The sequence below is a fragment of the Meiothermus sp. genome, assembly GCF_025056915.1.
In the GTDB taxonomy this organism is placed as follows: domain Bacteria; phylum Deinococcota; class Deinococci; order Deinococcales; family Thermaceae; genus Meiothermus.
This window is the reverse complement of record NZ_JANWVH010000084.1, coordinates 1-12,267: the sequence shown is the minus strand read 5'-3', so window position 1 is coordinate 12,267 and position 12,267 is coordinate 1. Positions and strand designations below refer to the sequence as shown.

The window sequence follows — 12,267 nt, the reverse complement described above, 5'->3', positions numbered from 1 at the left end:
GGAGTGGCTGCCGAGGTCTCGGTGGCCCGGCTCTTCATAGCGGGGTTGCTGCCGGGGCTTCTGGTAATGCTCTTGTTTATGGGCTGGGTGATGTTGGCGGGGCTTCTCAACGCACCAAAGATGCCCCCACCCGACCCGCCCATACCGCTTGGGCAGCGCCTGCGCGGGCTCTTGAAAATCCTGCCGGTACTGCTTTTGATGGTGGCCGTCATAGGCTCCATTTATGCGGGCGTGGCCACCCCTACCGAGGCAGCCAGCCTGGGGGTTCTGGGAGCCCTGATTATTGCCTTTTGGAGCCGTAGCCTGAGCTGGCAGGGCTTGCTTGAGAGCCTGATGGGGGCGGTTCGTACCAGCAGCATGATTGGCTTCATTCTGGCCGGGGCGGCGGTGCTCTCCATTGCCATGGGTTTTACCGGCATCCCGGCGGCCCTGGCCGCCTGGGTGGGCGAGCTAGGGCTTTCCAAGTACGCCCTCCTGGCGGTGCTGATGGCCCTGTTTCTGGTGCTGGGGGCCTTTCTGGACGGCATCTCCATCATTGTCCTGACCACCTCGGTGATCCTGCCCCTGGCCAAGGCGGTGGGCATAGACCTGCTATGGTTTGGCATTTTTCTGGTGATTGCGGTGGAACTGGCCCAGATTACCCCGCCCGTGGGCTTCAATCTGTTTGTGTTGCAGGGCCTTTCGGGACGAGACATCTTTACCATTGCCCGCTCGGCCCTGCCCTTTTTGTTCATGCTCCTGTTGGCGGCAGCCCTTATCACGGTTTTTCCGGAGATTGTGACCTGGTTGCCTCAAACGATGACGGGCGGCTGAAGATAGCTGAAAGCTGAAGGTGATTGTGGATCAAGTTGCCAATAGCCCATGCCCAAGAACAGGTGATTGCTGATGTTTGATGGTTCTTGCTCCTTGGTTTGTCCGCATTTGGCTATCGCCTGTGGGCTATCGACAATAGGCTTTCACCCTGTCAGCCCCGAGCTGGCTGTAAGTGAGGTTTCATGCAAATCGACCTGAACGCCGATGCGGGCGAGTCGTTCGGCCACTGGAAGCTGGGGCGGGACGAGGAGCTGTTCCCCCTGATTAGCTCGGTCAACGTGGCCTGTGGGTTTCACGCGGGCGACCCCCTGACCATAAGGCGCACCCTGAAGCTGGCCCAACAGACTGGGGTGGCGGTGGGGGCGCACCCCGGTTTTCCAGACCGGGTGGGGTTTGGGCGGCGGGAGCTGGCCGCCAGCCCGGACGAGGTGTACGCCGATGTGCTTTACCAGGTGGGGGCCCTGAGCGCTTTTTTGAAGGTGGTTCAGATGCCTTTGCACCACATCAAGGCCCACGGCGCCCTCTACAACCGGGCCACCCAACACCCCGAGACCGCGCGGGCCATTGCCCAGGCCAGCCGCGACTTCGACCCGGCCATTCCGCTGGTGGTGTTGCCGCACACGCCCCTCGAGGCCGAGGCGCAGAGGCTCGGGCTGCGTACCGTAGCCGAGGCTTTTCCCGAGCGGGGGTACAGCCGCGATGGGCGACTCGCGCCCCGAGGCACGCCGGGAGCCTGGATTCATAGCCCCGCCGAGGCGGCCCGCCGCGCGGTGCAGATGGTGGTGCGGGGCGAGGTGGAGGCGGTGGACGGGGGGATGGTGCCGGTGCGCTGCCAGACGCTCTGCATTCATGGGGACAATCCCAACGCTGTGGAGATCGCCAGGGCCATCCGGGAGGCGCTCCTGGCCGAGGGCATCCAGATCCAGACCTACTGAACCCACAGGTGCGCCCCATCCGAGGCGGGGGCGCAACGGGGTATCCTGCGGTGCATGAGGCTTCTCGGCTTTTACCTGCCTTTTTCCGAGGCCCTCGACCCTCAGGCCAGCGCCCGCATGCACCGGCTGGTGCAGGCCCTGCTGGCCGACCCGCTGCCGGGGGTGACCGATCTGGTGCCGGGCTATGTGAAGCTTTACCTCGAGTTCGACGCCGAGCGGGTCTCCAGGGCACAGGTGGAGCGCTGGGTTCGGCGAAATCTGGAACAAACCCCCAGCCCCCAGGCAGGACGCCTGGTGGAGATTCCTGTGCGCTACGACGGCCCCGACCTGGCCTGGGTGGCCCTGCAGACCGGCCTCACGACTGACGAGGTGGTGCGCCTGCACAGCAGCCCGCTTTACCACGTGTTTGCAGTGGGCTTTACGCCCGGCTTTCCCTTTTTGGGCCCGCTTCCCGAGCGCCTGCGGCTGCCCCGCCGCAGCACCCCGCGACCTCAGGTGCCGGCCCATGCGGTGGCCATTGCAGGCAGCCAGACCGGCATCTATCCGCTGCCCTCGCCGGGGGGGTGGCATCTGATTGGAAGCGCGCTAAGCCAGGTCTACAACCCCCAGCGCGAGCCGGTCTTCCTGCTCGAGGCCGGCGACCGGGTGCAGTTTGTGCCCGCCGAGGGCCAGACGCCCCCAGTGCCTGCCGAACACCCCTTGTTGCCGGGGGAGCCCCGCAGGCCGGTGTTGCGGGTAGAGGAGCCAGGGCTGCTCGACCTGGTGCTGGACGGGGGACGGCGGATGGCAGGGCGCTTTGGGCTGGCGGCCTCGGGGGCCCTGGACACCCGCTCGGCGGGGCTTGCCAACCGGCTGGTGGGGAATCCAGCCGGTGCGCCTTTGCTCGAGCTAACCCTGAAGGGCCCCGTCCTGAGCGTCCTGGCCCCGGTGGTGGTGGCTTTTGCAGGCTACGGGATGCTTCCGCTGGTCAACGACGAGCCGGTGGGGGCGGCCCGGAGCTTCTCTTTGCGACGAGGGGACGTGCTTGGTTTTCGCCCCACCGGAGAAGGGGCCCGGGGCTATCTGGCGCTGGCCGGGGGGATTGAGAGCGGGCGTTTTTGGGGGAGCGCCAGCACCGACCTGAGGGGACGGTTGGGGCGGGCCTTGAGAGCGGGGGATGTGCTGGGGGTGGCGGAACTCAGGGGGGCTCGAGGGGGGTTTGCCCTGGGCCAGCCGGCCCTTACGCCCAGGCAGGTGCGCTTGCTGCCGGGGCCGCAGTACACGCCAGAAGCCCTAAAAGCGCTGTGTGCAGCCCCCTACGAGCTGGTATCGGGCGACCGGATGGGGCTTCGCCTGGCGGGGCCGGAGGTTCCGGGCGGTGAGTTGATTAGCGAGGCCACCCCCCTGGGTGCGGTGCAGATAACCACCCAGGGGCAGCCCATTGTGCTGCTCAACGACCGGGGCCGCATCGGGGGCTATGCCAAGCCGGCCCTGGTGCACCCGGCCGACCTGGCCTGGCTGGCCCAGCTGCGTCCGGGGCAGAAGGTGCGGTTTGTCAGGGCGGGGTAAAGGAAAGGGCCGGGCGGTATTCCTTCCCTGCTCTGAAGTCCGGGCTATTTACAGCCTGGCTTTGGCTTGCCAAAATACCCTCCAACCATAGACCCGGTTGGCCAGGAGCAGGTATGGATACCCGCGTCAAACAATACTTCCGCAGTCAGTTTCACCTCGAGGCCCCCCTTTCGCCGGGGCGCTTTGAGGCCGAGCTGGCCAGGCGAATCGGTAGCCCCTCCCGACGAAAACCCATACAGAATGCCTGGAAAGCCTACCTCGAGGCCGAGGGCGGCAACCTGGAAGCCGTGCGAAGTTTTTATGCCGCCCTGCTCGGCCACCCACGCCTGGAGGGCCTGGTCTATGCCATGCACCTGCCCTACATAGACTTTTACCTGCAACATCTGCCCCCGCATCTTCCGGCAGCGGGCAGGGTGCTGGAGGTGGGGGCTTTTACCGGAGCCCTGGTCAGGCTGTTGCAGGAGGCCCGGCCCGAGCTGGAATGGCACGCCCTGGAGGGGGTGCCGCAAGCCGTGGTGCTGGGCGAAGCCCGCACCGGCGACGCCGTGCAATGGCACCAGGGGTGGTTTCCCGAGCCGCAAGACCTGCCCCCAATGGATGCGGTGCTGCTCCTTTCATGTCTGCCCGAGGGGTACCTGGGGGGTTTGCCAGAGACCCTCGAGGAACCCGATTACTGGCAGCATTTCGACCTGTTCAGGCGCTTGCGGGGCCTGGAAGGCTTGCTCAAGCCGGGTGGCACGCTGGTCTATGCCCACGGCCCTTTTTTGGGCAAGAACCCCCAAGCCGTGTTGGACGGCCTGCATCAGCTGGGCTTTGGCGAGGTGCAGCAGGTGGGCGAGGGGCACTACACCTTCATGGTCGGGCGCATGCCCGAAACGCTGCGCCTCCCGGCTGCTGGGCTCGAGGCAGCCCCCCCTCTGCCTGCGCCCGTCGCTGCGGAGGTGGTTCGGCCCCCAACCGCCGACGAACTCTGGGCCTTGCTCGAGGAGGGCGCCTATGCCGAGGTGCTATCGCGGGTGCCGGCCAGCTTGGGGGGTGAGCTGGCTTACCTGCGCGGGCGGGCTTTGTGGGCCCTTTCGCGTTTTGCCGAGGCCGACGAGGTGCTGGCCCGGGCGGGGCGTCCGGAGGCCGAGGATTTGCGGGTGCTGTGCTGGGCCGAACTGGAGGACTACCGCCGGGCTTTGCCCCGCCTGGAGGAGCTTGCCAGCCGGGGGGGGCGCTTCAAGCTGGCCCTGGGCAAGGCCTACCTGGGACTGAACCGGCTCACCGAGGCCCTGAGACAGCTGTATGAGTGTGGCCTGCCCGAGGCCGAGGTTTATTTGCAGGGGGCCCTCGAGCGCATGGAGGAACGGGCCCGGCGGCACTGCCGGGAGGGCGACTGGAGCGAGGCCAGCCGGCTGGTGGAGTTTGTGGAAGACCTGTCGCCCACGCTGCTTACGCGGGCGCTTCTTGGCCTGGGCCTTCAGGCTGCCTTGCAGCAGGGTTTGTGGGGCCGTGCGGCCCGCTACGCCCAGCAGCTTTATGTGCTGGGCGAGTCTCAGGGGGCCTTGGGACTGGCCCTGGCGGGCCTGAAGGTGCGGGGGCCAGAAGCGCTGGAAAAAGTGCCCCTGAACGACCTTAAGGAAGTCGAGCCCTACCTCACCGATGCGGTCGCACGGGCCGAGGACGCGACGGCGCTGCTGGCCCTGGGTATGTTGCGCCACCGCGAGGGGCGGCACCACGAGGCCGTGCGCTACCTGGAGCGGGCTGTTCGCGGGCTCAAAGGAGAAGTGGCGGGAACCGCCTACGACCTTCTGGCCCGCTCCAAGCGCTCCCTGGGTTTCCCCTTGCTGGAAGTGCTGGGCGAGCATAAACGGGCCCATGCGAAAAAGGCCTATCCCGCCTCGACGCTATACCGGCTGGCCCTGGAGGCCCTCGAGGCCGGGGAGCCGGCGCTGGCCCGAGAGTTTTTGGGCGGGGTGCGCGAGGCGGGTCTGCAACACTTCCAGGATGTGGAGCCGGTGCTGCGGCTGGTCGAGGCCCTGGAGGGGCCCTGGGAGGCCTTTCGTATGCTGGTGCAGCAGCTCGAGCAGGCCAGCGAACCCCCGCTTGAACACCTCGAGCTAGCCTACCGGCTATCCCGTGGCTTCTCCCAAAGCGCCGAAGCCGAAACGGTGCGGGGGCGCTACCTGGCCGCGCTGTATGCCGCCGGCCAAACCCTGGGCGCCGAGGGCCTCCTGCTGGCCGAGAGGGAGCGAAACCCCGAGGCCCTCGAGGTGCTCTACGACCTGGCTGAGCACTACGAGCGCACCGGGGCCTACGAGCGCGCGGCCCAGATGTGGCGCAAGGCCCTCGAGGTGGCCTACTACACCGAGAAAGACCTCGAGCTCTCGCGCGAAATCCTGCGAAACTTGATTTTTCTCAACCCCAAAGACCCCGACCTCGAGCTATACCTCGACGAACTCAAAGCCACCTCCAAAAAACTCAGCCTGCTCGACGGCACGCCGGATGCGCTGGCGGGCACCACCCCCCAGACCCTCCTCCAAGAGGGCCTGCCGCGCTTCCACGGAGAGTACCTGATTGTGGTCGGGGGTCACACCCAGCTCAGAAGCCGGATGGTGCCCCTGCTGGAATCCCGGGGGCTCGAGCTTGACTGGTTCGACTCCGACAGCTATGCCGTCGGGCGGGAGTTCATACGTCGCCTGCAAAGCCGCTTGCAGCGCGCCCACGGCCTGCTGATCATCAGCAGCTACGTGGGCCACGACCTTTCCGAGCCGGTTCGACTGGAAGCCCAGCGCCTGGGGGTGCCGGTCTACGTCACCCCGGGTCGGGCCCGAGGCATCAACGGGATTGTGCGGGCCTTGCAGGAGTTTGCTCCACAGGTCTTCAAGCAGGCGCTCAAGCGCGAATGATGCCCAATCGTGCGGGATTTTGCGTTTGCCCTCGAGTTCGGTTTTTTAGAGCGCCCTTCACAGAAGTCGCCTATCCAGGCGGCCACTGTTCTGTCCAGGACAAAGCTTTCTTATAGTCGAATGGCTCTAAATATCTAAAGAAGAGCGCCCTAGGCGCTTTTTGCCCACTCCCGTTTGAGGCAATGGCGGCGAAAGCTGTGAATGGGCTTTGGGAAAAGTGATTGCTGGCACAGCGCTCTTTGCGGTTCTGGGCCTGGGAGGGAGTCGCTTTGGCTTTGGGTTCTGCTACCGTTCATGCAAGACGGCTTTGCAAACCGGAGGGGTGATGGGGCTGGGAGCTGGGGTTCGGGGTCGGGGCAGGTGTTGGGAGACCCACGCCCCTCCGACTGCCCAGGTTCACCCTGTCCATCCTTGAAAGGGGCTTGTGGGCCAGAAGTTGGACCAATGGGCCTGCTTGTTCTGAACCGAGCCGTCTTTGGCAAGGCTCAAGGGGTGAGGGCAGCCAGCAGCTGTTTGGCCTGGTGAACGGCCTCTTCCAGGTTGGGCCGTCCGTTCGGATAAAAGATGGCCCGGCTGGCCGAGTTGAGCAGCCCCGGCCCCCGGATGGCCCCTCCCCCCTGGGCGCCCAAACCGGGCAAAAGGAGCAACGAGTGCGGCAAGCGGCGCCGAACTTCGCCCACCTGCTCTGGATAGGTAGCGCCCACCACAGCCGCCACGCGCGACCAGCCGCCGACCCGCTGACGCTCGGCTTCAGCGGCCAGGTAATCCGCCACCGCCAGGTACAAAGCGCCCCCGCTGGCCAGGGGCACATCCTGGAAAAGCCCGGAGCCGGGGTTGGAGGTCTTGACCAGCACAAACACCGCACCCCCCGATTGCTGGGCGGCTTTGAAAAAGGGCTCGAGGGCGTCGCTACCCAGGTAGGGGTTCACCGTCAGGGCCGAGCCAGGATAGGTCTTCAGGTAAGCCTCTGCGTAGGCCTCGGCGGTGCTGCCAATATCGCCCCGCTTGGCATCCACAATCACCGGCAGCGAGAGCACCCGGGCCCCCACGATTAGCTCGTGCATCAGCGCGAAGCCCTCTGGCCCCATGGCTTCAAAGAAAGCGGCCTGGAACTTCACTGCACCAACCGATTCCGCCAGGGCCTCCATAAGCTCCAGGGTGTATCGGCGGATGTGCGCTAGGGGGGCCTGGCCGTGCAGCCCAGGGCGCGGATCCACTCCCAGCACTAGGGGTGGTCTTTGGGTGACCGCTTCAACAAACTCCATCGCCTCAAGCCTACCGGTTGTCAACCGGTTTTCAAGACGCCATTGAAGCCCGGCTGACGAGGTTTGAGAACAATTCCTTCCGGAGGTGTTTATGAAGAAACGCGTTTTGAGCCTCGTGGCGCTTGCTTTTGGCCTGGCTCAGACTCCTCAGGTCGAGCTGGTGGGCTTTGCTGCGCTACCAGCCGATACCTTCGCCGAGGGCCCGGCCAGTGGGGCCTACCGGGAAAACCCCGGCTTCCGCGCGGCCCGGGCGCCCTTTGCCAGCCAGCCGGTGCAGGGCTTCAGCGCCATCCAGTTCGGCCCCCAGCCCGGCAGCTACTGGGTGCTCTCGGACAACGGTTTCGGCTCCAAGGCCAACAGCCCCGACTACCTGCTGAGGCTCTACCTGGTGACCCCCCAGCCCCGCACCGCCCAGGGCGGCCCTGCTACGGTGCAGGTGAATCGCTTTGTCCAGTTTCGTGACCCCAACCGGCTGGTGCCCTTCCCCATCCTGAACGAGAACACCCCCGAACGGCTCCTGACCGGCTTCGACTTCGACCCGGAGTCGTTTGTGATTGCAGCCGATGGAAGCATCTGGGTTGGAGACGAGTTTGGCCCGTACCTGCTGCATTTTGACGCCAACGGGGTGTTGCTGGACCCCCCCTTTGCCACCCCGGACTTTGGCGCTGGCAAGGACCCCAGCAAGGACTTTGTGCGGGCCCCGCAAAACCCGGCGCTGGTCATGAACCCCGTAGCCCCCGGCCAGCCAAGCCCGGCCAACCTGCCTACCTCCCGCGGCTATGAGGGCATGACCACCAACCCCGCCCGCAACCGGATTTATGCAATGCTCGAGGGCACCGTCTCGGGCGACCCCGCCGGCACCGTACGCCTGATGGAGTTCGACCCCCAGGCCAAGCGCTGGGTGGGCCTTCTGGGCCGCTACCTGTTCGACGACCCCAGCCACGCCATCGGCGAGCTAGCGGTGATCAACGACAACGAGTATCTGGTGATCGAACGGGACAGCCGCCAGGGGGCCGAGGCCCGCTTCAAACGCATCTACAAGATTGACCTCACCCGGCGGGACGCCAACGGGGTTTTTGTAAAGGAACTGGTGGCCGACCTCTTGAACATTGCCGACCCCCGCGGCCTGGCCCCCAGCACCCAGGGCGGGGTTTTCCGCTTCCCTTACTTCACCATCGAGGCGGTGCTGGTGCTTGACCCCAACACCCTTCTGGTCACCAACGACAACAACTATCCGGCCACCGGGGGCCGGGGGGCCGAGATCAAGGACGCCAACGAGTTTATCTGGCTTCGCCTGCCTGCGCCCCTGCGCCCGGCGCCTGGGGTGGGTCAGTCGCGCTGATACCAGATTCGGTTGACCCGACCAAAGGGTGTACTCCGGGATTCAAAAACACAGCCTCGGGGCTTCTGGCTTTCCCAACCGTCCTTTTGAATCCGGCAGGAATTGTGGGCAACACAAGCCGGGGGTCATGCACCCCCGGCTTTTCGGCCAGCGTCTTTGCATGATTGCCGGTGGTTTCGCATCGGCACCATCCTCCAACCGGCCCGCCTCGAGCGCTTTCTTTTCGGCAACAACTGCGGCCTAAACCCAGGCCAGCTCGAGCCGGGCCTCCAGGTAGCCCACCTCGAGCCTCCGCACATTCCGAATCGGGGGCCGGCGCCATTCCAGCTCCACTTCCGGCGAGAGCACGCCCAGCTCCTCCAGCAGCCGAACCACCATAGGTTCCCGGGCCTCGTTGGAGCCGCTCTCCACCTTGAGGGCGATGCCGATGCTGCCCCAGCGGGTATTGCGCAGAGCCATCCCGTAGTAGCCATCGGCGCCGCGCTTGGCCGCCAGCTGGGGTAGTTTTTGCATCAGAACGGTGTCTATGCTCTGGGGCCCGGCGACCAGGTCGGGGTGTTGCTGCATGGCCCGGAAAACGGCCTCGAGGCCCTCCTGGTACCGGGGCGGCGCCGCCAGAGGCTCGGCCAGCAGGGCAAACATGCGGGCGGCAGGGGCCAGGGGCAGCACGAAAGTGGGTACGCTGCACCCATCCACCCCGTAGGGGATGCGGTGGTGACCGGAGAGGTCGCGCAGGGTTTGCAGGTTGAGCTGTTGCACCGGGTGTTCGGGCTGCTCGTAGCCTTGGGGGTCTGCCCCCAGGGCCAAGGCCGCCGCCAGCATGCCGGTGTGCTTGCCCGAGCAGTTGTTGTGCAGGACGGTGGCGGGCTGTCCGGACTGCTGGAGGGCTTTACGCGCGGCGGGGTCGAAGGGCAGGTGAGCCCCGCAGGCCAGATAACCGGCGTCCAGCCCAATCTTGCGCAGGTAGTTGGCGGCTATGGCCACGTGTGCCTCCGTGCCGTCGTGGGAGGCGCAGGTCAGGGCTACCTCCGCTGGCGTGAGGCCAAAGCGCTGAATGGCCCCACTCAGGTAGAGGGCCAGGGCCTGAAAAGGCTTGGCCGAGGAGCGCATATGGGCCGCCAGGTAGGGGTTGCCGCTATAGGCCAGCAGGTTGCCTTGAGGCCCTACGATGGCCAGGGAAATCTTGTGTCGGTTTTCAATCAGGTTCCCACGATAGGCATAGGTATAGGCGTTCATTGCGAATAGCCTATCGTTTTGGGCCGAGGGTTGTAAGCCTTTAGCTGTAAGAGCATGGTTCTTACAACATGTAGTTCGAATCGGGTTCTGCTACCCTGGCCTTATGCACAGACTGTGGACGCTTGGGCTGATGCTGGGTTTGTCGGTGGCGCAAGCCCCGCAAGGCGCGGTGCTGCTGCGCCTGAACGATGCGCAGAATGCGGTGGTGGTGGGGGCTTTTCAGGGCGGGCGTTTCCTGGAGGCCGAAAAGTTAACCCGCCTCGAGGCCCGCCGTTACCAGGTGTTTGACCCACTGGGGCGCATCAACCAGGCCCAGGGTTCGGGGGGGCTGAAAACCCCCGAGATTTGCGACTGGAACCGGGAAACGCCCATTGCGCTGCTCGAGCGCCGCGCCATGCAGTACCCTGCCTACGCCCTCTCGGCCCCCTGGAACCCCCAGCCGCGGGCGGTGGCGGCCTTTAGGCCGGGGGCCGCCCACCGCCAGGCGGTGGCCGCCGAACTGAGCCGCCGGAAAATAAAGCGAGAACCCAACCTCACCCAGGCCTTGCGCACCGACCTCGATGGCGACGGGCGCGAGGAGGTCGTTTTGAGCGCGAACCAGCCGGGCTTCTCGCTTCGCGGGGGTATGGTTGAGGGCCGTTATGCCGAACAGGTCGGCGATTATGGCCTGGTGATGGTTCGCATGCTGCTGAGCGATACCGACCTGCGGACGTTTGTGCTGGACGTGACCCATCTCGACAAGCCCTTCGATGGCAGTGAGGGGATGCCCACCATGATTACCCGCCGCATTGGGGCCATCCTCGACCTGGACGGTGACGGCAAGATGGAAATCATTACCGAAGACTGGGTGCACGAGGGCTGGGGCAGCACGGTCTGGCGCTGGAATGGCCAGCAGTTTGTGAAGGTGCTCGAGTGGGGCTGTGGGGTTTAGCAGCCCTTGGGTGCGGTTAGAGCGCTCTTCGCATATTATGAGCCATTCGAGTTCGAGAAAGCCTGGTTCTGAACAGAACAGGGGCCGCCTGGAAACTCGAACACATGCGTCTTGGCCCAGACGCAACGCAGACCAGCGTGCCTCACCGAGGTGAGGCACGTCTCTTTGTCCCTTCTCGTTTTCGTGGGCAGCCACGTCGGTGAAAAGCGCGATATTACTCAGTCGTAAAGCTACCCATACACGCCCACAGATTCCAAAGAGTGATAGCCCTCAGGCCCCTCCCTACCGCGTAGGGAGGGTATCGGACAAGACCCTCAACCTGCTGGTTGCGTGAAGGGCCAGGTCAGCCCCACCGCACCTGGCCTCTCCCGCAAGGTAGGGGAGGGACAGATCGAGTGCAGGCTAAGATTGGCTTGATTCGCTCCCCGTGCAGGTGTGGTTGAAATGGCTTTTATGTGACCCAGTGTTGAGTATCGTTGAAAGTTCGGTTGCACAGCACGGCAGAGACGGCTTTGGGGTATTCGCCGAGGCACTCTAGGCCCCATTTCTACCCGGCTCAAGCGCTTGTCAGGCCCACGACCACAACCTGCTCGCCCTCGAGCGCCAGCCTGAGGCCCGGCAGATCCTCGTTGGCCACCCCGGCCTCCAGGCGCCCATCGGCCCGCCGGAACAGACTCCCATGGCAGTAGCAGATAAGCAGGTTTTCTGCCGAGGGATGAAAACGCACCTCGCAGCCGTTGTGCGGGCATTCGCGCAGGTAACCCGCCAAATAAAAGTCCGGCCCCACCTGTAGGTGCTGGGGGCCGGGGGGTTGGGGCTTTGGTACCCGGATCACCGTGGCGGGCTTGCCCAGGTACTGGAAGTTTACGTGGCTCCAGATGCGTGTGAACCAGTGCTTGCTGGCAACCTGCACGCGGGGCTGCTGACCAGCACCTATGCCCACGCACAGGCCCAGCAGTCCCTGGAGGGCCATCCGCTGCTTCATGAGTAAGCCCCCTCCCCAGCAGGGGGGAGGGGGGCTGGGGGTTTAGCCGCCGATCAGGCCGCCGTCGAGCTTGCGCACGGCTACCAGCGAGGGGCGGGGCACGTTGGTGCCGTCGGGCCAGGTGCTTACGGGCTTCTCGAGGGTGCCGCCCTCACCGGGGTGCTGGATGCCGGCAAAGAAGTTCTTGTTGTCCGGGGTGAAGATGGGGCCGCAGATCTCCGCCCCCACCGGGCCCGACATAAACTGCCGCACGTAGCCGCGCTCGGGGCCCTGGGTGGGCACGGCGTAGACCGCGTCGTTCTTGCGGAGAGAGCTGTCCTG

The 12,267-nt window shown here is 65.3% G+C and carries 10 protein-coding genes; 6 read left to right on the top strand and 4 right to left on the bottom strand.

Features of this window, described 5'->3' with window-relative positions:
• From NZN28_RS12150 to NZN28_RS12135, 4 genes are all read left to right on the top strand, one after another.
• Positions 1-813 (top strand): TRAP transporter large permease subunit (locus NZN28_RS12150; protein WP_295398553.1); only part of this gene is annotated, 813 nt, incomplete at its 5' end.
• A gap of 182 nt (positions 814-995) precedes the next feature.
• The gene (locus NZN28_RS12145; RefSeq protein WP_295398551.1) at positions 996-1,748 is read left to right on the top strand and encodes a LamB/YcsF family protein; all 753 of its coding nucleotides are present in this window, start codon (positions 996-998) and stop codon (positions 1,746-1,748) included.
• 54 nt (positions 1,749-1,802) lie between these two features.
• The gene (gene pxpB, locus NZN28_RS12140; RefSeq protein ID WP_295398549.1) at positions 1,803-3,296 is read left to right on the top strand and encodes a 5-oxoprolinase subunit PxpB; all 1,494 of its coding nucleotides are present in this window, start codon (positions 1,803-1,805) and stop codon (positions 3,294-3,296) included.
• A 113-nt stretch (positions 3,297-3,409) separates the two neighbouring features.
• Positions 3,410-6,187 (top strand): hypothetical protein, encoded by a 2,778-nt coding sequence (locus NZN28_RS12135; RefSeq protein WP_295398547.1) that lies wholly within the window; start codon positions 3,410-3,412, stop codon positions 6,185-6,187.
• A gap of 485 nt (positions 6,188-6,672) precedes the next feature.
• On the opposite strand, the gene pyrF is transcribed toward NZN28_RS12135, so the two are convergent.
• Complete coding sequence (gene pyrF, locus NZN28_RS12130; RefSeq protein ID WP_295398545.1) at positions 6,673-7,452, bottom strand: orotidine-5'-phosphate decarboxylase; 780 nt, start codon at positions 7,450-7,452, stop codon at positions 6,673-6,675.
• Between the two features lie 91 nt (positions 7,453-7,543).
• Between pyrF and NZN28_RS12125 the strand changes: the two genes are divergently transcribed.
• Positions 7,544-8,794 carry an esterase-like activity of phytase family protein gene (locus NZN28_RS12125; protein WP_295398543.1) on the top strand — a complete coding sequence of 417 codons (1,251 nt, stop codon included), beginning with the start codon at positions 7,544-7,546 and terminating at the stop codon, positions 8,792-8,794.
• Between the two features lie 240 nt (positions 8,795-9,034).
• Here NZN28_RS12125 and NZN28_RS12120 read toward each other — a convergent pair whose 3' ends face one another.
• A complete protein-coding gene (locus NZN28_RS12120) occupies positions 9,035-10,030 on the bottom strand; it encodes an asparaginase (RefSeq protein WP_295398541.1) in 996 nt (331 codons plus the stop codon).
• A 103-nt stretch (positions 10,031-10,133) separates the two neighbouring features.
• Between NZN28_RS12120 and NZN28_RS12115 the strand changes: the two genes are divergently transcribed.
• Positions 10,134-10,961: a hypothetical protein gene (locus NZN28_RS12115; protein ID WP_295398539.1), complete on the top strand. Its 828-nt coding sequence runs from the start codon at positions 10,134-10,136 to the stop codon at positions 10,959-10,961.
• Positions 10,962-11,517: 556 nt separating this feature from the next.
• On the opposite strand, the gene NZN28_RS12110 is transcribed toward NZN28_RS12115, so the two are convergent.
• Both NZN28_RS12110 and NZN28_RS12105 read right to left on the bottom strand, forming a co-directional pair.
• Positions 11,518-11,946: a Rieske 2Fe-2S domain-containing protein gene (locus NZN28_RS12110; RefSeq protein ID WP_295398537.1), complete on the bottom strand. Its 429-nt coding sequence runs from the start codon at positions 11,944-11,946 to the stop codon at positions 11,518-11,520.
• 42 nt (positions 11,947-11,988) lie between these two features.
• On the bottom strand, positions 11,989-12,267 hold a 279-nt coding region (locus NZN28_RS12105; RefSeq protein WP_295398535.1), incomplete at its 5' end, for an alkaline phosphatase PhoX.

Excerpts from the sequence above, each read along its gene's own strand:
- NZN28_RS12145 (WP_295398551.1), top strand. The coding sequence starts at position 996 with ATGCAAATCGACCTGAACGCCGATGCGGGCGAGTCGTTCGGCCACTGG.
- pxpB (WP_295398549.1), top strand. The coding sequence starts at position 1,803 with ATGAGGCTTCTCGGCTTTTACCTGCCTTTTTCCGAGGCCCTCGACCCT.
- NZN28_RS12135 (WP_295398547.1), top strand. The coding sequence starts at position 3,410 with ATGGATACCCGCGTCAAACAATACTTCCGCAGTCAGTTTCACCTCGAG.
- pyrF (WP_295398545.1), bottom strand. The coding sequence starts at position 7,452 with ATGGAGTTTGTTGAAGCGGTCACCCAAAGACCACCCCTAGTGCTGGGA.
- NZN28_RS12125 (WP_295398543.1), top strand. The coding sequence starts at position 7,544 with ATGAAGAAACGCGTTTTGAGCCTCGTGGCGCTTGCTTTTGGCCTGGCT.
- NZN28_RS12120 (WP_295398541.1), bottom strand. The coding sequence starts at position 10,030 with ATGAACGCCTATACCTATGCCTATCGTGGGAACCTGATTGAAAACCGA.
- NZN28_RS12115 (WP_295398539.1), top strand. The coding sequence starts at position 10,134 with ATGCACAGACTGTGGACGCTTGGGCTGATGCTGGGTTTGTCGGTGGCG.
- NZN28_RS12110 (WP_295398537.1), bottom strand. The coding sequence starts at position 11,946 with ATGAAGCAGCGGATGGCCCTCCAGGGACTGCTGGGCCTGTGCGTGGGC.